Origin of the sequence: Pollutimonas sp. M17 (assembly GCF_025836975.1) — a bacterium.
In the GTDB taxonomy this organism is placed as follows: Bacteria; Pseudomonadota; Gammaproteobacteria; order Burkholderiales; family Burkholderiaceae_B.
Window position 1 is genome coordinate 2,929,018 of sequence record NZ_CP107548.1, and the last position, 19,166, is coordinate 2,948,183.

The 19,166-nt window shown below is 60.1% G+C and carries 18 protein-coding genes; 12 read left to right on the forward strand and 6 right to left on the reverse strand.

The window, feature by feature from the left end:
• Window positions 1-13 precede the first annotated feature (13 nt).
• The 5 genes from queA to secF all read left to right on the forward strand — a co-directional run bounded on the left by queA (window position 14) and on the right by secF (window position 5,521).
• Window positions 14-1,054, forward strand: coding sequence for a tRNA preQ1(34) S-adenosylmethionine ribosyltransferase-isomerase QueA (gene queA, locus OEG81_RS13805; RefSeq protein WP_264129853.1), 1,041 nt, complete (start codon window positions 14-16; stop codon window positions 1,052-1,054).
• Window positions 1,051-2,187, forward strand: coding sequence for a tRNA guanosine(34) transglycosylase Tgt (tgt, locus tag OEG81_RS13810; RefSeq protein WP_264129854.1), 1,137 nt, complete (start codon window positions 1,051-1,053; stop codon window positions 2,185-2,187). Before queA ends, tgt begins: the two co-directional genes overlap by 4 nt.
• 58 nt (window positions 2,188-2,245) lie before the next feature.
• On the forward strand, window positions 2,246-2,590 hold the full coding sequence (gene yajC, locus OEG81_RS13815) for a preprotein translocase subunit YajC (RefSeq protein WP_264129855.1): 345 nt from the start codon (window positions 2,246-2,248) through the stop codon (window positions 2,588-2,590).
• Between the two features lie 66 nt (window positions 2,591-2,656).
• Window positions 2,657-4,531: a protein translocase subunit SecD gene (gene secD / locus OEG81_RS13820; RefSeq protein WP_264129856.1), complete on the forward strand. Its 1,875-nt coding sequence runs from the start codon at window positions 2,657-2,659 to the stop codon at window positions 4,529-4,531.
• Between the two features lie 54 nt (window positions 4,532-4,585).
• Window positions 4,586-5,521 (forward strand): protein translocase subunit SecF, encoded by a 936-nt coding sequence (gene secF, locus OEG81_RS13825; RefSeq protein ID WP_264129857.1) that lies wholly within the window; start codon window positions 4,586-4,588, stop codon window positions 5,519-5,521.
• 377 nt (window positions 5,522-5,898) lie between these two features.
• Here secF and OEG81_RS13830 read toward each other — a convergent pair whose 3' ends face one another.
• The 5 genes from OEG81_RS13830 to OEG81_RS13850 all read right to left on the reverse strand — a co-directional run bounded on the left by OEG81_RS13830 (window position 5,899) and on the right by OEG81_RS13850 (window position 10,988).
• Window positions 5,899-6,972, reverse strand: a complete 1,074-nt coding sequence (locus OEG81_RS13830; RefSeq protein WP_264129858.1) for a BsuBI/PstI family type II restriction endonuclease — start codon at window positions 6,970-6,972, stop codon at window positions 5,899-5,901.
• Window positions 6,969-8,762 (reverse strand): class I SAM-dependent DNA methyltransferase, encoded by a 1,794-nt coding sequence (locus OEG81_RS13835; protein ID WP_264129859.1) that lies wholly within the window; start codon window positions 8,760-8,762, stop codon window positions 6,969-6,971. Before OEG81_RS13835 ends, OEG81_RS13830 begins: the two co-directional genes overlap by 4 nt.
• A 105-nt stretch (window positions 8,763-8,867) precedes the next feature.
• Window positions 8,868-9,185, reverse strand: coding sequence for an XRE family transcriptional regulator (locus OEG81_RS13840; RefSeq protein WP_264129860.1), 318 nt, complete (start codon window positions 9,183-9,185; stop codon window positions 8,868-8,870).
• 226 nt (window positions 9,186-9,411) lie between these two features.
• Window positions 9,412-9,753, reverse strand: a complete 342-nt coding sequence (locus OEG81_RS13845; protein ID WP_264129861.1) for a c-type cytochrome — start codon at window positions 9,751-9,753, stop codon at window positions 9,412-9,414.
• Between the two features lie 8 nt (window positions 9,754-9,761).
• Window positions 9,762-10,988 (reverse strand): sulfite oxidase, encoded by a 1,227-nt coding sequence (locus OEG81_RS13850; protein WP_264129862.1) that lies wholly within the window; start codon window positions 10,986-10,988, stop codon window positions 9,762-9,764.
• 200 nt (window positions 10,989-11,188) lie between these two features.
• Between OEG81_RS13850 and OEG81_RS13855 the strand changes: the two genes are divergently transcribed.
• From OEG81_RS13855 to lnt, 7 genes are all read left to right on the forward strand, one after another.
• Complete coding sequence (locus tag OEG81_RS13855) at window positions 11,189-11,566, forward strand: hypothetical protein (protein ID WP_264129863.1); 378 nt, start codon at window positions 11,189-11,191, stop codon at window positions 11,564-11,566.
• A gap of 142 nt (window positions 11,567-11,708) precedes the next feature.
• A complete protein-coding gene (locus OEG81_RS13860) occupies window positions 11,709-12,296 on the forward strand; it encodes a cytochrome b (protein ID WP_264129864.1) in 588 nt (195 codons plus the stop codon).
• 353 nt (window positions 12,297-12,649) lie between these two features.
• Entirely contained in the window at window positions 12,650-14,233 is a 1,584-nt protein-coding gene (gene miaB, locus OEG81_RS13865; protein ID WP_264129865.1) for a tRNA (N6-isopentenyl adenosine(37)-C2)-methylthiotransferase MiaB, read from the forward strand.
• The gene (locus tag OEG81_RS13870; RefSeq protein WP_264129866.1) at window positions 14,230-15,246 is read left to right on the forward strand and encodes a PhoH family protein; all 1,017 of its coding nucleotides are present in this window, start codon (window positions 14,230-14,232) and stop codon (window positions 15,244-15,246) included. Before miaB ends, OEG81_RS13870 begins: the two co-directional genes overlap by 4 nt.
• Window positions 15,236-15,715 (forward strand): rRNA maturation RNase YbeY, encoded by a 480-nt coding sequence (gene ybeY, locus OEG81_RS13875; RefSeq protein ID WP_264129867.1) that lies wholly within the window; start codon window positions 15,236-15,238, stop codon window positions 15,713-15,715. Before OEG81_RS13870 ends, ybeY begins: the two co-directional genes overlap by 11 nt.
• Window positions 15,716-15,779: 64 nt before the next feature.
• Window positions 15,780-16,667 carry an HlyC/CorC family transporter gene (locus OEG81_RS13880; RefSeq protein ID WP_264129868.1) on the forward strand — a complete coding sequence of 296 codons (888 nt, stop codon included), beginning with the start codon at window positions 15,780-15,782 and terminating at the stop codon, window positions 16,665-16,667.
• Window positions 16,668-16,672: 5 nt separating this feature from the next.
• A complete protein-coding gene (lnt, locus tag OEG81_RS13885; protein WP_264129869.1) occupies window positions 16,673-18,307 on the forward strand; it encodes an apolipoprotein N-acyltransferase in 1,635 nt (544 codons plus the stop codon).
• 32 nt (window positions 18,308-18,339) lie between these two features.
• Here the strand turns inward: lnt and OEG81_RS13890 are convergent, their stop codons facing one another.
• The gene (locus OEG81_RS13890) at window positions 18,340-19,140 is read right to left on the reverse strand and encodes a FadR/GntR family transcriptional regulator (protein ID WP_264129870.1); all 801 of its coding nucleotides are present in this window, start codon (window positions 19,138-19,140) and stop codon (window positions 18,340-18,342) included.
• Window positions 19,141-19,166 lie beyond the last annotated feature (26 nt).

Below are 19,166 nucleotides of genomic sequence, written 5' to 3' on the forward strand. Positions count from 1 at the left end.
CTAGACTTCCGACGTGAACCCTGATCTCGAACTTTCCCAGTTCAATTATGAGCTGCCGCAGGAGCTTATCGCCCAATCGCCCGCCACCCGGCGCGTCGACAGCCGCCTGCTCCATCTGGATAGCCAAGGCGCGCTGCGCGACCGGCAATTCATCGATCTGCCCAGCCTCCTGAAGCCCGCGGACCTGCTGGTGTTCAACGACACCCGCGTCATCAAGGCCAGGCTGCTGGGACAAAAGGAAAGCGGCGGCAAGGTCGAAGCGCTGGTCGAACGCATTACCTCGGCCACGACGGCGCTGGCTCATATCAAGGCCAGCAAATCGCCCAAGCCCGGCAGCCGGCTGAGCCTGGCCGATGGCGCATTTTCCGCCACCGTCCTGGGCCGCCAGGGCGAATTGTTCGAGATCGAGTTTCCCGAGCGGGTTCTGGACCTGCTGGATCGCCATGGCGCAACGCCGCTGCCTCCCTATATAGAGCATGCCGCGGGGCAGGACGACGACGAGCGCTACCAGACGGTGTATGCGCGCGAGCCGGGCGCGGTCGCAGCCCCCACGGCGGGCCTGCATTTCGACCAGGACATGCTGGCCCGGCTGGCCGACCTGGGCATAGGCCAGGCCTTCGTTACGCTGCATGTGGGCGCGGGAACCTTTCAGCCCGTGCGCACGCAGAAGCTCAGCGAACACATCATGCATGCCGAACGCTACAGCGTCCAGCCCGAAACCATCGAGAAGATAAAGGCCACGAAGGCGGCCGGAGGCCGCATCGTGGCCGTCGGCACCACCAGCGTCCGGGCGCTGGAATCGGCCGCTCCGCATGCCGACGCCGACGGGGTCATCGAGGGCGACACCCGGCTTTTCATTACACCCGGATACAAATTCGCCTGGGTGGATGCCCTGATCACCAACTTCCACCTGCCCCAATCCACCCTGCTCATGCTGGTTTCAGCCCTGGCGGGCATGGAACCCATACAGCGCGCCTACGCGCACGCCGTCCAATCCCGGTATCGCTTCTTCAGCTACGGCGATGCCATGTTCATAGAATCCGCCCAGCAATGACCGGTTTACAGTTCAAGCTTTTGGCCACCGACGGCGCCGCGCGCCGGGGCCAGATCACCCTTAATCACGGCGTCGTCCAGACGCCCATCTTCATGCCCGTAGGCACTTACGGCAGCGTAAAAGCCATGCTGCCGCATGAACTCGACGAGGTCGGCGCGCAGATCGTCCTGGGCAATACCTTCCATTTGTGGCTGCGCCCCGGCACCGACGTCATGGAAAAGCACGGCGGGCTGCATGGTTTCATGCAATGGAACAAGCCCATTCTGACCGATTCGGGCGGTTTCCAGGTCTTCAGCCTGAACGGTTTGCGCAAGATCACCGAGGAAGGCGTCAAGTTCGCTTCGCCCATCGACGGTTCGCGGCTGTTCCTGACACCCGAGGAATCCATGCGCATCCAGCGCGCGCTCAATTCCGACATCGCCATGGTGTTCGACGAGTGCACGCCCTACGCCATCGACGGCCGCCCGGCCACCGCCGAAGAGGCCGCCCAGTCCATGCGCATGTCGCTGCGCTGGGCCCGCCGCTCGCGCACCGCCTTCCATGAACTGGGGAATCCCAACGCCCTGTTCGGCATCGTCCAGGGCGGCATGTACGAGCATCTGCGCGACGAATCGCTGGCCGGCCTGCTCGACATCGGCTTTGAAGGCTACGCCATAGGAGGGCTGTCGGTGGGCGAGCCCAAGGAAGACATGATGCGCATCCTGGCTCATGTCACGCCGCGCCTGCCCGCCGATGCGCCGCGCTACCTGATGGGCGTGGGCACGCCCGAAGACCTGGTCGAAGGCGTCAGCCGGGGCGTGGACATGTTCGATTGCGTCATGCCCACCCGCAATGCGCGCAACGGCTGGCTGTTTACGCGCTACGGCGACATCAAGATACGCAATGCGCGCTACCGCGACGACACCCGGCCGCTGGACCCTTCCTGCGCCTGCCATACCTGCGGGCACTTTTCGCGGGCCTACCTGCACCACCTGCAACGGGCCAATGAAATCACCGGATCCCGCCTGAATACCCTGCATAATCTGCACTTCTACCTGGCCATCATGCAGGAAATGCGCACAGCCATCGAGGCCGGCCGTTTCGAGCAGTGGCGCGAAGAATTTGCCCGCGACCGGGCCCGCGGCATCGAATAGGCAAGATATCGCTACAATACAGAGTTAACCAAAAAATACCACCTCAGGAGTACACCCAATGGCCGCTATAGAAACACTGAAACTGATCACCGCCCAGGCCGCCCCCGGCGGAGAGAACGCCCTGATGGGAATGCTGCCCATCATCCTGATGTTCGTGATCCTTTATTTCCTGATGATCCGTCCGCAAATGAAGCGTCAGAAAGAACACCGCAACATGGTCGCCGCCCTGGCCAAGGGCGACGAAGTCATCACGACCGGCGGCCTGCTGGGCAAGGTGACCAAGGTCAGCGACAGCTACATCACCGTTGAAATCAGCATGCTGGGCGACAAGCCGGTGGAAACCGTGGTGCAGCGCACCGCCGTCACCTCCATCCTGCCCAAGGGCACCATCAAGGCGCTCTGATCCCATGATGCGCGCGCTCCGGATCGCCGTCCGGGGCTTTTCTTCGCTTTAGCCTGTTGATCGACAATGAATCGCTATCCTCTCTGGAAGTACATCACCGTACTGGCAGCCCTGGTCATAGGCCTGCTTTACACGCTACCGAATTTTTTCGGGGAATCGCCTGCGGTTCAGGTAGCCGGCGCAAAGTCCACCGTCAAGGTCGACAACAACGTGCTGACCCGGGTCGAAGACATACTGAAGCGCAGCGACATCACCTCCACCGGCGCCTATTTCGAACAAAACGGGCCCGTCGGCACGGTCCGCGTGCGGTTCGAATCGACCGATGTCCAGCTGCGTGCCAAGGACATCATCGAAAAGGCGCTTAACCCCGACCCGTCCGACCCCGATTACACGGTGGCGCTGAACCTGCTGCCGGCATCGCCGAACTGGCTGTCCTCGCTGGGCGCCCATCCCATGTACCTGGGCCTGGACTTGCGCGGCGGCGTGCACTTCCTGCTGCAGGTCGACATGAAAGGCGCCCTGACGGGCCGCTACGATTCCATCGCCAGCGACGTGCGCAACGTCCTGCGCGAAGCCAAGATCACCACCGCCGGCGTCGAACGCAGCGACCTGTCCATCGTGTCGGCCTTCAGCAGCGCCGATGCGCGCGACCAGGCCGCCTCCGAACTGCGCCGCGCCATGCCCGACATGCTATTCACGAACAGCGGCGAGAACGGCGGGCAGTTCACCCTGACCGGCAAGCTGACCGAGCTGGCCGTTACCCAGGTGCAGACCAACGCGCTGAAACAGAACATCACCACGCTGCATAACCGCATCAACGAGCTGGGCGTGGCCGAACCCATCATCCAGCAGCAAGGCGCCGACCGTATCGTGGTCCAGTTGCCCGGCGTGCAGGACGTGGCCAAGGCCAAGGAAATCCTGGGCCGCACCGCCACCCTGGAAATCCGCATGGTCGACGACTCGCCCAGCGCCATGGCGGCGCTCAGCGGCGGTACCGTGCCCTTCGGCCTGGAGCGCTACACCGACCGCGACGGCCGCCCCCTGCTGCTGCGCCGCCAGGTCATCCTGACCGGTGAGAACCTGCAGGATGCCCAGCCCGGCCGCGACCAGCAGACCCAGCAGCCCTCGGTCAACCTGACCCTGGACTCCAAAGGCGCGCGCATCTTCCGCGACGTGACCCGCAACAACATCAACAAGCGCATGGCCATCGTCCTGTTCGAGCAGGGCAAGGGCCAGGTCGTGACGGCGCCGGTCATCCGCAGCGAAATCCCCGGTGGCCAGGTGCAGATCACGGGCAGCATGTCGGCCCAGGAAGCGGCCGACACCGCCCTGCTGCTGCGCGCCGGCGCGCTGGCCGCGCCCATGGAGATCATCGAGGAACGCACCATAGGCCCCAGCCTGGGCGCCGACAACATCAAGCAGGGCTTCGACGCCACGCTGTACGGCTTCATCGCCATCGCCATCTTCATCATCATCTACTACCACCTGATGGGCGCATTCTCGACCATCGGACTGACCTTCAACGTGCTGCTGCTGCTGGCCATCCTGTCCATGCTGCAGGCCACCCTGACCCTGCCCGGCATCGCCGCCATCGCACTGACGCTGGGCATGGCCATCGACGCCAACGTGCTGATCAACGAGCGCATACGCGAAGAATTGCGCAATGGCGCCACGCCGCAACAGGCCATACACTTGGGCTTCGACCGCGCCTGGGCCACGATTTTCGACTCCAACCTGACCAGCCTCATCGTGGGCGTCGCCCTGCTGGCTTTCGGCACGGGTCCGATACGCGGCTTCGCCGTGGTCCACTGCATAGGCATCCTGACCTCCATGTTCTCGTCGGTCGTCGGCGTGCGCGCGCTGGTCAATCTGTTCTACGGCAACAAACGCCGCTTGCAAAGCATTTCGATCGGCCAGATCTGGAAACCCGAAAAAAAATAATGCAGTCGCCGGCGGTTCACACCGCCGGCGCAGACCAACTACAGGCATAGCAACATGGAATTTTTTCGTATTCATCGCACCATCCCGTTCATGCGGCATGCGCTGGTGCTCAACCTGATCAGCCTGATCACCTTTGTTGCGGCGGTGGTGTTCATTCTTTTGCGGGGCTTCCACCTGTCGATCGAGTTCACCGGCGGAACGGTCATGGAGGTTCATTACCAGCAGGCCGTGCAGGTGGACGACGTGCGCAACTCGGTGCAAAGCCTGGGCTACACCGATTTCCAGGTGCAGAACTTCGGCACCTCGCAAGACATCATGATCCGCCTGCCCTCGCGCGACGGCGAAGACGCCGGACAGCAAAGCGAAAAAGTGATGCAGGCGCTGAAGCAGCAGCACGCCGATGTGGAGCTGCGGCGCGTCGAATTCGTAGGCCCGCAAGTCGGGCAGGAACTGCTGCACAACGGCTTGATGGCCCTGCTGTTCGTGGTGTGCGGCATCCTGCTTTACCTGGGCTTCCGCTTCGAGTGGAAGCTGGCGCTGGCCTGCGCCATCGCCAACTTGCACGACGTGGTGATCATCCTGGGCTTTTTCGCCTTCTTCCAGTGGGAGTTCTCGCTGTCGGTGCTGGCCGGGGTGCTGGCGGTGCTGGGCTATTCGGTGAACGAATCCGTGGTGGTGATGGATCGTATCCGCGAAAACTTCCGCAAGCAGCGCAAGATGGCGGTGTCCGAGATCATCGACCTGTCGATCACGCAGAACATCTCGCGGACCATCATCACGCACGGCTCGACCCAGATGATGGTGATGTCGATGTTCTTCTTCGGCGGCCCCACGCTGCATAATTTCTCGCTGGCGCTGACCATCGGCATCTGGTTCGGCATCTATTCGTCGGTGTTCGTGGCGGCGGCCATCGCGATGTGGCTGGGCGTGAAGCGCGAGGACCTGGTGAAGCAGGTCAAGAAGGAAGATCCGGCGGCGGAAGTGATGTAACTATTGCTTGGGCCAGAATTCCGGTTTAAGGTTAAGGAAGAGCCCGCCTGGATTTGAATTCTGGCGGGTTCTTTTTTGCTTTCTTTGACTGTTTCTATCGTTGCTGTATCTGAGTTCTTAAGACGGCTGCAGAAGTCGGCTTTTGGCTGTTCATAGGCTTGCTTCAACTCATCGGTGGTCAAGGCCAGAATTGTTAGTTTTCCTATGCGGGTACATAAAAATACTTCAGTGGCATCAACTGCTTGGTTACCGTATCAGTCTCTTGATAGTTAGCCATATAGACGCCCAGCGTCTCCTCGAATCATCCACATGGCTGTCATGAAACTAAGTTCCTCTTTTACTTCGAACTAGGCCGCAGTTACCCCTGCATCAACGATTTATCGCAACTGGGATAATTTCTTCTGACTATCAGAGCGCAGCATAATGATGTTAACTGGTTCAGATGCAAACCACACGAACGAGTCCCAGGCCAAATTATGTGCAAGCCCCCGATACGGGCTGGCGCTTCGGTCGGAAAATGCAGTCACGTATGCCAAGTGCTCGGTTTCAAATCCAGCTTCAAGCGCAATCGCTTCCAAAGCTTCTTTGCGCTGTTGGCTTATAGGACCGTCGGTGTGGACCACCTCAACGAAGACGACCAGAATATCGCCGCTTGCCGGACTAAGGTCAACCAGAATCACATCCGGAAGGCTCTTGGACTGGTCAATATGCAAATGCAATGCATGGACGAGCGTCGGGTCGATAACCTTGTTGGCACTTTCGGACAACCACAGTACCGCTGGTTGTACCAAAAAATAGCGCGAGAATTGTTCGACGACAGCCTTGGTGATACGCGAGCTTTCGCCGGGCGCCAAGGTTATGGCACTTCCGCTGGGGAACACCACCGGAACACGATCAGTAGAGGCTACTGCGTTATTTCGGATGATTGTTGCCCGCGCCATTGCCGCCGCGGACAGAAAACGGAGTTGCCAATCGCTTATGGCGGCCGCTAGGAATTCACCTTGTATTGATTCGTCAAACAGTGCGGAAAACTCGGGCTGTAAGGCATACTTCGGTCTAGATGAAGTGGTTGGAATCCCTGGGCGCTCAATAACAGCCTGATTTGGAATGAGGCCTCGCGCGATATTTTCGTCTCGAATTTGCTCGCGTGAATTGACGGCATACCATGCCTTCGGCGAGCGCTCTTTCTTCTTGTTTGAATGCATGTAAACACACCATGCTTCACGCTCAGCATGGCTGGAAAGCGCCAGTTGAGTATCGGACATATCGACAACCTGACTTGGCCGTATCCATCGATTGCTGCCATGTATGGCACCACAATAAATCATGGTCAACACCGTTTTCGCTGTTGACTCCCGGATGCAATATTGTCGGTTTTCGACGCCTTCTGGAAATATCAGAGGCAAGCGTTCAGTTACTGTGCTTAAGGCTGGAACAGCTGGCCACGTCATTCACGTATTCCATAAAAGCGCCCGATTGCGTTCTGAATAGTAGCTTGCGTGGCTTGGCTTTGTATCAGGATCTGGAGCTGCTTCATTTGGTGCAAGGTCGGCAAAGGCAGCGCATTGAGCTCATATGCAGAGACGGCAACGCTGCCACTGATGCAACGGAATGCAGCATCCGCAGGGACGGAATTCAGTAGCATTGCAATGGTTTCGGGCGTGATGTCCGGGTCGGAAACAGTTGGATAAATAGCATTGACGTGGTTCTCGATGACAGCCGCGCCGTGCTTGACCAGAAAGTCTGTTGGCAGAACGGCGCATACCAAACGTCGGGCCTGCTCTTTGGAGGTCGTACGCTGAACCAACACACACGACGTTTTGGTCAGCAAATGAGGCTGACTATCCAGCACCTCGATAGCGGGAGCATGATTTTTCTTCGCAGCGGAAAAGACGAACTTTGCAGAGGCGATGGATTCCGCCCAAATCAAGGGATAGACGTTTTCACCCTTGATTGCTGATTTTAACTGGGCCTTATGCCGATTCCAGACCAACGGCCCAGTGGAGACGCCATAACCAATATCAGAAAGCCGCGTCTCCATCTTGCGCAAATCTTGGAAAAAAGATGCTTGTTGTTCCGAGCGCGGTAACAGCCATGGGCCACCGTTCTCATCGAGTCTGTACTTTCCGATTAATGTTGCTTCGGCCTTGTCGTGAGCGCCAGTGATTACGTTCGAGACCACGACGGGCGATGGCTGTGCATGCTTGCGGTAGGACGTCAGGGCCGTTTCCTGCAAAACATCATCAAAAACCCCGTCCCGACCAAATACGATATCTATGGCATGGGCAGGCGCTTGAGCACATAGCAAGGCACGCAATGCCTTGAAGTATTGTCCGCCTAGGAACGACGTTGGCGTGACATAGGCTATAACCCCATCGGGCTTGCACAAATGCAAGGCCAAGTCGGTAAATACACCATACAGATTGGCATGTCCATAAAGACTTCGTGAAAACTTTTGGCGCAAAGAATCAGAAAGTGTGACCCTGCCATAGGGTGGATTACCAATCACCAAATCAAACGTGCCGAAGGCATCATCCAAATCCAGCGAATCACCGACATTCACGACTGACGATGTCCGTTTCCCGCTGGTGATGACCAAGTCCAGCAAGGTGACTTCCAATAAGACCTCAGACATCCACGCAGCAAAAGCGTCTATTTCACTACCACGCAAGCGCGCGGTTATCCGCCGCAGTGTCAATTCCGGGCTGCCTGCGGGCGCTGCTTTTAGCATCCGGGCCGCCACTGGGGCAAGAAATGCTCCGCCGCCACATGACGGATCGCAGGCGCTGTGCTTGGCCGGATCGAATCCGGCTGCTACGGCTAGGTCGATCAAGCGTTCTGACAATGAAGGTGGTGTGTAAAACGCGCCAAGGGCCGAACGCATCGATTCCGGCAACATCACGGTGTACACACTGCCGATCAGATAGCCCGCATCAGCGGCGGGAAACTGGGCAACAAGTGCTCCAATTTCCGAAGCCAACTTCATTGCTATGGGATCAAGCCCAGTAGTTCCGAAAGGAGGGGATTTAATCTTTAATTGCTTTCCTTTGGCGTGAACTACTGTATCCCAATAGCCACATACCATCGAAACACAAAAAACTTGCACCAATGCCAATCTACCGGGCTCTGCAAGCCCTTCCGCATAGCCGCGGGCCATCGATTTCATGGCGAGATACTGCTGCTTCGGGTCGTGAAAGGTGTCGAGCGACTGTTGTAGATTAAATTGCGGAATCGCACCCATAGTTTGCCTCGCATAAGTTACCGAATAGCCTTGCATCCATTTTAACTGTATATAACAACAGCATACAGGGGCCTGTGCTTTGTTGCCTATAAGCGATACAGCCCGCTATTCCGATACAACCTCCTTCGGTTCCGGTGCGAACAAATCCAAAATTGTCTGCTTGCTGCCCCCGAAACGCCCTTTCGCAGCGCCGCCACGCGGCTTTTTCGGAGCAATTTCGATATCGAACAAAACGGCGCGAAAATCTATTTTTTGCTCGCCCATCTCACCCAGTAGCGCAGAAATCACCGCTAAGTGCGACGGAACCTCTCCCTTCTTAGCGCAGTTAGTGATCGAGTTATGGTTCATTTTTATAAGTTCGGCAAACTCGCGAATGCTTAACCCGGCCTTTCCCAACTGTCGACAAAACTCTTTGTATGTCATGGCGTAAATCATACTCAAAAATGCGTCGCACATACAACAATTTCTTAATGAAATAATCGTATGTGCATTTAAAACAAATTAATGTGTTTTTCTCATCGAAACACATTAATTTATGCCTATTTCTATTTAGTTAGAACAGACAGATGTAAATTTGCATCTTTAACGCAAAAAAGCCCGCGAGGCGGACTTTCCTGCTTACTGCTTGACGGACCCAAGGTCTAGCTGCTTACTTTCCGCCGCCCGTCGCGTGCACGACATAAGCCGCTATGGCATCCATGGAGGCTTCGTCCAGGGTATCGGCAAAGGAAGGCATGACGCCCATGCCTTCCTGCAACACCTTTTTGATGCGCGCCGCATCGGGCTTGAGTTCGTCAAGGTCCGGGCCGATGGCCCCGCTTGCCCCGGCGTCGCTCAGGGTGTGGCACACCGCACAGGCAGGCACGGCGCCCGTCATGAACAGAGCCTTGCCCTTCTCCAACTGCTGGGGGTCGGCGCCCTCCGCCCAACTGGCCCCCGCCATGCCCATCCATAACAAGCCTGCTGCGGCCGATAACGCAAAACGCTTCATTTCTTTCCTTAGGCGACCTTGACCACCACCATGTGGTCGCGCCAGCTGTTGTTGATGTAGCCGCGATTGTTTTCGCGGCGCTCTTCGGGCTGGGTGTCGCCAGCCTCGTTGGTGGCCCGGCAGGCCAGCTCATGCGTGCCGGCGGCCAGATCGGTGCTGAAGACAAATTCACGCCAGGCATACTTGCCCAAATCTGGACCCACGAACTCCGCCTTCTGCCAATCCTTGCCGCCATTGACCGAGACCTCGATGGACTTGGCCGCGGTCATCCCGCCCATGGCAACGCCGCTGATCTGCACACGCCCCGCCGGAATGGTTTGATCGGGGTCGGACGGATAGTTGATCCAGGATTTGACCGGCATTTCCCAGATGGAGTCTTCGCTTGGGCTGGGCTTGCCGCCCACCGGTGTCCACCGATAGCTGGTTTGCTGTATCTTGGCCGGCGACTGTTCTTTGGTGAAGGCCAGGTGCTTGATGTATTTGATGGAGTTCACGCCCGTATAGCCGGGCACGATCATGCGCAAGGGCCCGCCATGCGCCAGCGGCAGGGCCTGGCCGTTCAGCTCCCACGCCAGAATGGCGTCCTCGATGGCCGAAATCGGCACCGAACGCTCGACTCTGATGGTATTGGGATCCAGTCCTTGCGGAATCGCTTCGCCGCCCGTGCTGGTCATGTAGACCATCCCGTCCGCCATGCCTCCCACCGCTTCCAGCACGGCCTTGACCGGCACGCCGGCAAAAATCACGCAACCGGCGGCGCCCACCGTCCATTGCGTGCCGCTGGGCTTATGGGGAAACCAGGCCCGGCCGTTGCCTGAGCATTGCAGGACCATGGGTACGGCCGTCAATCCCAGCTTTTTAAGCTCGGCCACGGTGAAGCTGCGCGGCTTGGCAACGCCGCTGACCTCCAGCGTCCAGCTGTCGGGCTCTTTGACCATGCTGGCATCGGTGGGCGGCGCGACATTATTACGGACGAACAGGCGGTCAATGGGCGTGATGACGCTGTTTCCAAAGGCCGTTCGCCGGGTTTCTATCGTGTTCGCGCTATGAACGATCATACTGTCGGCGTCTTTCCAGCTGGCGTAGCCGGGCAAGGGCTTGGCGGCCGAGCCGCCCGCGCCGGGGTCCGCGGCACCGGTATCGGCGTGCGCCGGACCGCCCAAACCAGCCAAAGCTACAACGCTACCGGTTGACACCAGCATGCGGCGACGGCCTGCATTAGTCAGTTTTTCCATGTCTTCCTCCTGTTGAGAGACTAGCCTTATATTATTGAATCATATATTTATATTTTTGAGTTATATCATAGCCCTAATAAGCAAAGATCAATTAGTCTGGTGTCGTATCGTGCTATCCCACAGTTCCGCAAGCAGGCTTATTTTGTTAATAATTCTATTTGTGTAATATTGTTTCCGTCTTAGGCTTGTTAGAGGAAACAATGAATAAAGTCGTTTATGTAGAAGCTTTCTTTAAGCCAGTAGGAAAAACCCGAACCGTAAAGGTGCCTACCGGCCAGAAAACTAAAGGATTCTTTGGCGGGCAAAAAGACGTTGTACGCAAAGAAGAGCGCTGGGAACAAACCGGCTGGTCCGATTGCGAGATTGATGGCGCTCGGCTCGCCGACGACGTAAGTCAAGCCATCTCAGAATTGAACAAGGGTGGGTATGAAGTCGTTTCCGTTTCCGATATTACGTCTGGACAGTACAACTGGGAATATAAAAAAGGTGGCGGCGGCCATCAAACCGGAGGGTGGGGCTACGGCTATGGCTACGGTTACAGCATCACTGAAGGCGTAATGATTATTGCAAAAAAATGAACTTGTACGGAAAGTCGATTGCCAGTGAATTCTCTGACTGTCTACTAAAAAGCAAATATTGAATCGACCTTGAAGCGTAAACTGGAAGCGTACGCCTCTTGCACGTTTTCATCCTATTTTCGATACGACCATCAAAGTCTCTATGAACGATTCACACTATCCTTTGTCGGTCCGGCGATTCCACTGGCTTGTATTTGTTCTTCTTACCTTGGTCCTTATCCTGATCTACGCGCACGGCTGGTCCCCCAAGGGCTCGGCCATGCGCGCGGTATTCAAATGGGCTCACATCCAGTTTGGCATAGCGATTCTGCTGATGATGATCCCGCGGATTATGGCGCGTCTGCGTGGTGAACGTCCCCGCATCGCCCCGCCACCGCCCTCATGGCAGCAGTGGCTGGCCCGTATTGTGCAATTTGCGCTGTACGCCTTATTGTTTGCCGTGCCGCTGCTTGGCATCGCCAACCGCCTGTGGTCGCCCAGCGACTGGAATTTTCTCGGCATCGCGCTGCCACATGTACCAGTGACCGACAAGGCATTTTCAAAACAGCTTGAAGACATCCACGGGACGCTCGGAAATGTATTGATGTACCTGGCTGGCGCCCACGCCGCCATTGGATTGGCGCATCACTTCATACTGCGCGACAGCGCGCTACGGGCCATGCTGCCTTTCTGGGGCAACGCGAATACCGCAGGCTCTGCGGAAACCAACACAAATAGCGCAAACCCCTGAACCAGGGGAAGCGTCGCAAATCAAGCTCTTTCATTCTCTCTCATGCAGCCGCAGACCGGGCCGCATGGCGATTCCGGCGGTAGGCGTGCGCCGCGTGCTTCCGAAGGGAAGGCGGGGGACGTCGTCGGCCGCTGTCTGACCGGAGCGAAGCGCAGGGAGTTCGGCCGACGCCCACCTGGACGAGGAAGACGCGGAAACAAGCACGCCGTGCCGGAATCGCCATGCGGCCCCGCCTGCGGCGTCAACGGAAGACAGACCAGGGACGACAGAACGCGTAGGAAAAACAGAGTTAACGGTACAATAAGCCCTTTACATTTCAGCCCCCGGGATATACACCCGTTACGGCGATCATCATGCAAGAAATCACCATCAAGCGGCCTGGCACCGCCTCTGCGGCCACGCCTGCAAAGCCATCCGCCTTCCTGTTGCCCGAAGAGCCTACAGCGTCCACACAACAGGCGGTTGAAAGCGCAGGCCAAATATCCGGCACGCTGCTGATCCCTGAAGAGCCCGAAGCGTCGACAGCACTACTGCTTCCTGAAGAGCCCACCCCAGCCGGGCAGGCACAGGCATCCAAAACCCCGACCGCCGCCAAGACCCGCAAACTCTTCATCCGCACCTTCGGCTGCCAGATGAACGAATACGATTCGGACAAGATGGCCGACGTATTGCGTGAGGATCAAGGCGTCGAGATCACCCAGAACCCGGACGAAGCCGACATCATCCTTTTCAACACCTGTTCCGTGCGCGAGAAAGCGCAGGAAAAAGTGTTCTCGGACCTGGGGCGGGTGCAGCACCTGAAGCAGAGCAACCCCAACCTCATCATCGGCGTGGGCGGCTGCGTGGCCAGCCAGGAAGGCGAAGCCATCATCAAGCGCGCCTCCTACGTCGACGTGGTGTTCGGGCCGCAGACCCTGCACCGCCTGCCGCAGCTTATTGCGCAGCGCCGCCAGTCGGGCCGCTCGCAGGTCGACATCAGCTTTCCCGAGATCGAGAAATTCGACGCCATGCCGCCGGCCCGCGTCGAAGGCCCTGCAGCCTTCGTCTCCATCATGGAAGGCTGCAGCAAGTATTGCAGCTTCTGTGTCGTGCCCTACACGCGCGGCGCCGAGGTATCGCGCCCGTTTGACGACGTGCTGATGGAAGTTGCCGACCTGGCCGACCAGGGGGTGAAGGAAGTCACCCTGCTGGGCCAGAACGTGAATGCCTACCGCGGCCCCATGGGCGATGGCCCCGAGATCGCCGACTTCGCGATGCTGCTGGAATATGTGCATGAAATTCCCGGCATCGAACGCATACGCTACACCACCTCGCATCCCAAGGAAATGACCTCGCGGCTGATCGAAGCGCACGGTTCGCTGCCCAAGCTGGTGCCCTTCCTGCACCTGCCTGTGCAGGCCGGCAGCGACACCATCCTGGCGGCGATGAAGCGCGGCTACACGACGCTGGAGTTCAAGTCCATTGTGCGGCGGCTGCGCGCGGTGCGTCCCGACATGACGCTGTCGTCCGATTTCATTGTCGGCTTCCCGGGCGAAACCGAAGCCGAGTTCCAGAAAACCCTGGACCTGATCCGGCATGTCGGATTCGACCAGTCCTTCTCTTTCGTCTATTCCCGCCGGCCCGGCACGCCCGCCGCCGACCTGGACGACGACACGCCCAAAGAGGTCAAGCTGGAGCGCCTGCATCGCTTGCAGGCCCTGATCAACGAACAGGCCAATGCCATCAGCCAGTCCATGGTGGGCGGCATTCAGCGCATCCTGGTCGAAAAGCCCTCGCGGCGCGATCCCAATGAACTCTCGGGCCGCACCGAGAACAACCGCATCGTCAACTTCGTGGGCCAGCCGCGCCTCATCGGCCAGATGGTCGACGTGCGTATCACGCATACCATGACCAATTCCCTGAAGGGTGAAATCGTGATCAGCGGGGAACGCGCATGACGCGAACCGCTCAAGGCAAAAAAGGCCCCGTCACCGTCAAGCTGGATGGCGACAACACCCATCTGGCCAATCTGTGCGGGCCGCTGGATGAAAACCTGCGCCAGATCGCCGATGGCTGGAATGTCAGCCTCAGCCGGCGCGGCGATCATGTGTCGATCACGGGCGAGCAGGCGAAAGCGGCCGCCAAGGCGCTCCAGTGGTTCCATCGGCGCGCCGTGCACAAGGCCTTGTCGGTGGACGACATCCAGTTGGGTATGGTCGAACTGGGCGCCGGGCGCCCGCAGGTATCCGGGGAAGCCCCCGCCGAGCCGGCCGCCCTTCCGGAAATCCCCCCGGTCGACGATCAGAGCCTGAACCTGCGCACGCGGAAATCCGACCTGCGCCCGCGCACGCCGCGCCAGCGCGAATACCTGAACCATATTTTGCGGCACGACATCACCTTCGGCATCGGCCCCGCCGGCACGGGCAAGACCTGGCTGGCCGTGGCCTGCGCCATCGATGCGCTGGAGCGCGAAACCGTCCAGCGCCTGGTGCTGACGCGCCCCGCCGTGGAAGCGGGCGAGCGGCTGGGCTTTCTGCCGGGCGACCTGGTGCAGAAGGTGGATCCTTACCTGCGCCCGCTCTACGATGCGCTCTACGACCTGATGGGCATCGAGCGCGTGCAGCGCCTGTTCGAGAAGCAGACCATAGAGATCGCGCCGCTGGCCTATATGCGCGGGCGCACGCTGAACCATGCCTTCGTCATCCTGGACGAGGCGCAGAACACGACTCCCGAGCAGATGAAGATGTTCCTGACCCGCATCGGCTTCGGCAGCAAGGCGGTGATCAACGGCGACCCTTCGCAGGTGGACCTGCCGCGCGGCCAGGCCAGCGGCCTGCTGCATGCGGTCGACGTCCTGGAGTCGGTGCAGGGCATCGCCACCACCCGCTTCACCAGCCGCGACGTGGTGCGCCATCCGCTGGTCGCGCGCATCGTGGATGCCTACGAAAAAGCCGGCGACCATGTCTCCTGATCTGTCCCTGGTCGTTCAGTACGCCACGGCGGCCGACCAACTGCCTCGCTGGCGCCTGCGCCGCTGGGTGCTGCACGCCCTGCGCGGCATCGCCCGCGCGGACGGCCCCGAGGCGGACGCCTTGCGCGCCGTCGTCCTGACCCTGCGCCTGGTGGACGCCGACGAAGGCCGTCGCCTGAACCGCGAGTTCCGCGGCCGGGACTATGCCACCAATGTGCTGACCTTCGAATACGGCACCGGCCCCGACGGCACGGCCAGCGGCGACGTGGTGCTGTGCGTGCCCGTTTTGCACAGCGAAGCGGCCGAGCAGGGCAAGCCGCTGCTGGATCATGCCGCCCACCTGACCGTGCACGGCGTCCTGCATGCGCTGGGCTACGACCATATCGACCCCGACGAAGCCAGCACCATGGAAGCGCTGGAAGTCGAGATACTTGGAAAAATGGGCATCGCCGACCCCTACCAGGCCTGAGGCCGCGCACCCGGGCGGGTATTTTCGGTTATGCTAAACCCTCCTGTATCAAGTCCCTTGGACAATGCCAGAACCTAGCTCATCAGACGCCGAGCCCCGCCCGGCAAAAAACGCATCGAAATCCCTGTTTGGACGGCTCACCGCATTCATGCGGCCATCGGAGCCCGAAGACCGCGAAGACATCAAGGCTGTGCTCGAAGCCGCCCACGACCGGCAGGTGCTCGACGGCGAATCCTACGCCATGATCTCCGGCGCCCTTGAAGTGGCCAACCAGACCGTGGCCGACATCATGGTGCCGCGCTCCAAGATGGATATGCTGGACATCAGCAAGCCGCTGTCCGAAGTGCTGCCGGAGATCATCGAAACCGGCCACTCGCGCTTTCCGGTCTATGAAGACGACCGTGACAACATCGTGGGCATCCTGCTGGCCAAGGACCTGCTGCTGTCCATCACCAACCCGGCCATCGACCTGCGCCCGCTCGTGCGCCCGGCCGTATTCATTCCCGAAACCAAGCGCCTGAACGTGCTGCTGCACGACTTCCGCAGCAGCCGCAATCACCTGGCCATCGTCGTCGACGAGCATGGCGGCATCTCGGGCCTGGTTTCCATGGAGGACGTCCTGGAGCAGATCGTCGGCGACATCGAGGACGAGTACGACGAGGACGCCGAGAAAACCATATTCCAGACCGGCACGAACAGCTGGCGGGCCATGGGCATTACCGAAATCGACATTTTCAACCGCAGCTTCAACACCGACCTGCCGCACGACGACTACGACACGCTGGGCGGCTGGCTGGCGGCGGAGCTGGGCCGCATCCCCCGGCGCGGAGACAGCATCAGCCATCAAGGCCTGAACATCACCGTGGTGGGAGCCGATGCCAAGCGTGCCCTGTGGCTGCACATCAAGCACGACAGCGCCGATCCGCTGGCCCCCGCCGGCGCCAGCGAGTAAATCCCTTGAGCATTCCTACACCGAGCCGCCATACCCCCTGGCATGCCGGCCTGGCGCTGCTGGGCGCGGTCCATGCCCTGTCGTTCGCGCCCGGCCCCCTGCCTCATTGGGTACTGCCCTTCGTGCAGATCTTCGCCCTGGCCATCCTGGCCTATTACGTCTTTCGCGCCGGCACCGTCCGCCAGGCCGCGCTCGGCGGCTTCCTGTTCGGCGCCGCGAACTTCGCGGTGGGCCTTTACTGGCTTTATATCAGCATGCACGACTATGGCGGCATGGCCGCCCCGTTGGCGGGCGCCGCTGTGCTGCTGCTGGCGGCGGGCCTGGCGCTGTTCACCACGCTGGCCACCGCGCTGGCTCGCTGGCTGGCGGCCGGTCATCTGCGTAATTTCTCGAACTACCGCTGGCAATTGCTGGCGGCCGCCATCTGGGCATCGAGCTGGACGCTGGCCGAATGGCTGCGCGGCACCCTGTTTACCGGCCTGCCCTGGCTGAACATAGGCTATGCCCACGTGGAAGGGGTGCTGGCCCCCTGGGCGCCGGTGCTGGGCGTGTATGGACTGGCGTGGCTGGCCGCTTTTGCGTCGGGCGCCATCGCCCTGCTGGCTTGCGCCAAGGACACCGAGAACGACGCCAAGGCGGCGGTGGCCGTGGGCCTGGCCATCGTCAGCGGCCTGATCGGCATTGCGCTGGGCCACATCGCCTGGTCGCAACCCCTGGGCACGCCGATGATGGTGCGCCTGGTGCAGGGCAACGTCCCCCAATCGGAAAAATTCGATCCCAGGCTTATCGAACAGGGCATCGCCACCTATATGCGGCTGGCCGCCCTGCCGCCCAAGCAGGCCGCCGACGCCCCCGACCTGATCGTCCTGCCCGAGACCGTGATGCCGGTGTTCCAGGACGCCATTCCTGCGCAAAGATGGCGACAGTGGCTGGACATCGCCCAGACGCGCGATGCCCGCATCCTGATGGGCATCCCGCTGCACGACCGCGTCGACGGCGGGGAGCGCTACACCAACAGCGCCATCGCCTTCGATGGCGGGACATCGCTGGATGCGCTGCGCGCCGGACAGCCCGGCATGCGCTATGACAAGCATCATCTGGTTCCCTTCGGCGAATTCGTCCCACCCGGCTTCCGCTGGTTCGTTGACGCCATGCGCATCCCGCTGGGCGACTTCAATCGCGGGGCTCCGCGCCAGGACCTGTTCCGGATAGGCGATCAATTCGTGGCGCCCGACATCTGCTATGAAGACGTATTCGGCGAGGAAATCATCCAGTCCGTGCGCCCCAGCCCGACATACGGGCCCGGGGCCAGCGTGCTGGTCAATCTCAGCAACCTGGGCTGGTTCGGCGACTCGTGGGCATTGCGCCAGCACTTGCAGATTTCGCGCATGCGGGCCCTGGAAACGGCGCGGCCCATGATACGCGCCACCAATACCGGCATGACTGCCGCCATCGATCCGAACGGAGTTGTGCGCGCCGCACTGGACCCCATGGTCAAAGGCGTGCTGGACGTCGAAGTCCAGGGCATGCAGGGCCTGACGCCTTATGTGCGCTGGGGCAATATCCCCGTGCTGGCGTGGTCCGCGCTGCTGTTGCTGCTGGGGTTCGGCTTGGGCAGGCGCCGGCCTGTTCAAGCCTGATCCGAAGATCCGGCCGGGTGGCGTTTGGCTGCCTACTGCTGATCGGCCCGCTCGTCGTGGTTCATCGAGAGGCTGCGGGCCACGCGGGTGACATCGGCCGTCCAGAAGGATTCGTCGGCCGACTGCAGGCGTATCGCCGCGTGCTCGACGTGATTCAGCGCCGCCGCGCGCGCCGCCTCGGCATCCCCTTTTGAAATGGCCTCCATGATGGCGGCATGCTCGGCCTGCACCTGAAGGCTGAAGTCGTCGCGGCGCGCCTCGTTGTTGCGCGTGACATGGATGGCGCTGCGCACATACTGGCCAAGAAAGGACAACAGCGACGTGAACAAGGGATTGCCGCTGGCCTGCGAAATGGCCGTATGGAAGGCGACGTCCTCGTCCACGCCATCCCCGCCCGCGCGCTCCGCCTTCTTGATATTGTTGAAGGCTTTACGGATGCGCGCGCGCTGCGCATCGGTGCACCGCTCGGCGGCCAGGGCGGCCATCTCGCCCTCGATGCCCCGGCGCAATTCAATGACGCGCAATACCGCCTGCAGGGAGTCGTGAAGATCGATATTCAGCCTGAACGGCCGGGCCACATTGGGTTCGAGCACCCGGGTTCCGCTGCCCTGCCGGGAACCCACCAGCCCTTCGGACTTCAGCCGTGAAATCGCTTCCCGGATGACGGTCCGGCTTACGCTGAAACGCTGGGCCATATCGATTTCAGAGGGCAGGCGCGAATGGACCGGAAAGGTATTGTCCCTGATTTCCCGCATCAAGACCTGGGTCACCTGGTCGGCCAGGGTGCCGTTTTTCTTTGCCGATTTTTTGCCGGATCCGGTCAAGCCATCCATGAATACACCCGTGTTTTTATCAGTAT

What these genes read in the sequence shown, in the direction of transcription:
- tgt (WP_264129854.1), top strand. Translation starts at nt 1,051, where the DNA reads ATGACCGGTTTACAGTTCAAGCTTTTGGCCACCGACGGCGCCGCGCGC.
- yajC (WP_264129855.1), top strand. Translation starts at nt 2,246, where the DNA reads ATGGCCGCTATAGAAACACTGAAACTGATCACCGCCCAGGCCGCCCCC.
- secD (WP_264129856.1), top strand. Translation starts at nt 2,657, where the DNA reads ATGAATCGCTATCCTCTCTGGAAGTACATCACCGTACTGGCAGCCCTG.
- secF (WP_264129857.1), top strand. Translation starts at nt 4,586, where the DNA reads ATGGAATTTTTTCGTATTCATCGCACCATCCCGTTCATGCGGCATGCG.
- OEG81_RS13830 (WP_264129858.1), bottom strand. Translation starts at nt 6,972, where the DNA reads ATGACGTGGCCAGCTGTTCCAGCCTTAAGCACAGTAACTGAACGCTTG.
- OEG81_RS13835 (WP_264129859.1), bottom strand. Translation starts at nt 8,762, where the DNA reads ATGGGTGCGATTCCGCAATTTAATCTACAACAGTCGCTCGACACCTTT.
- OEG81_RS13840 (WP_264129860.1), bottom strand. Translation starts at nt 9,185, where the DNA reads ATGACATACAAAGAGTTTTGTCGACAGTTGGGAAAGGCCGGGTTAAGC.
- OEG81_RS13845 (WP_264129861.1), bottom strand. Translation starts at nt 9,753, where the DNA reads ATGAAGCGTTTTGCGTTATCGGCCGCAGCAGGCTTGTTATGGATGGGC.
- OEG81_RS13850 (WP_264129862.1), bottom strand. Translation starts at nt 10,988, where the DNA reads ATGGAAAAACTGACTAATGCAGGCCGTCGCCGCATGCTGGTGTCAACC.
- OEG81_RS13855 (WP_264129863.1), top strand. Translation starts at nt 11,189, where the DNA reads ATGAATAAAGTCGTTTATGTAGAAGCTTTCTTTAAGCCAGTAGGAAAA.
- OEG81_RS13860 (WP_264129864.1), top strand. Translation starts at nt 11,709, where the DNA reads ATGAACGATTCACACTATCCTTTGTCGGTCCGGCGATTCCACTGGCTT.
- miaB (WP_264129865.1), top strand. Translation starts at nt 12,650, where the DNA reads ATGCAAGAAATCACCATCAAGCGGCCTGGCACCGCCTCTGCGGCCACG.
- OEG81_RS13870 (WP_264129866.1), top strand. Translation starts at nt 14,230, where the DNA reads ATGACGCGAACCGCTCAAGGCAAAAAAGGCCCCGTCACCGTCAAGCTG.
- ybeY (WP_264129867.1), top strand. Translation starts at nt 15,236, where the DNA reads ATGTCTCCTGATCTGTCCCTGGTCGTTCAGTACGCCACGGCGGCCGAC.
- OEG81_RS13880 (WP_264129868.1), top strand. Translation starts at nt 15,780, where the DNA reads ATGCCAGAACCTAGCTCATCAGACGCCGAGCCCCGCCCGGCAAAAAAC.
- OEG81_RS13890 (WP_264129870.1), bottom strand. Translation starts at nt 19,140, where the DNA reads ATGGATGGCTTGACCGGATCCGGCAAAAAATCGGCAAAGAAAAACGGC.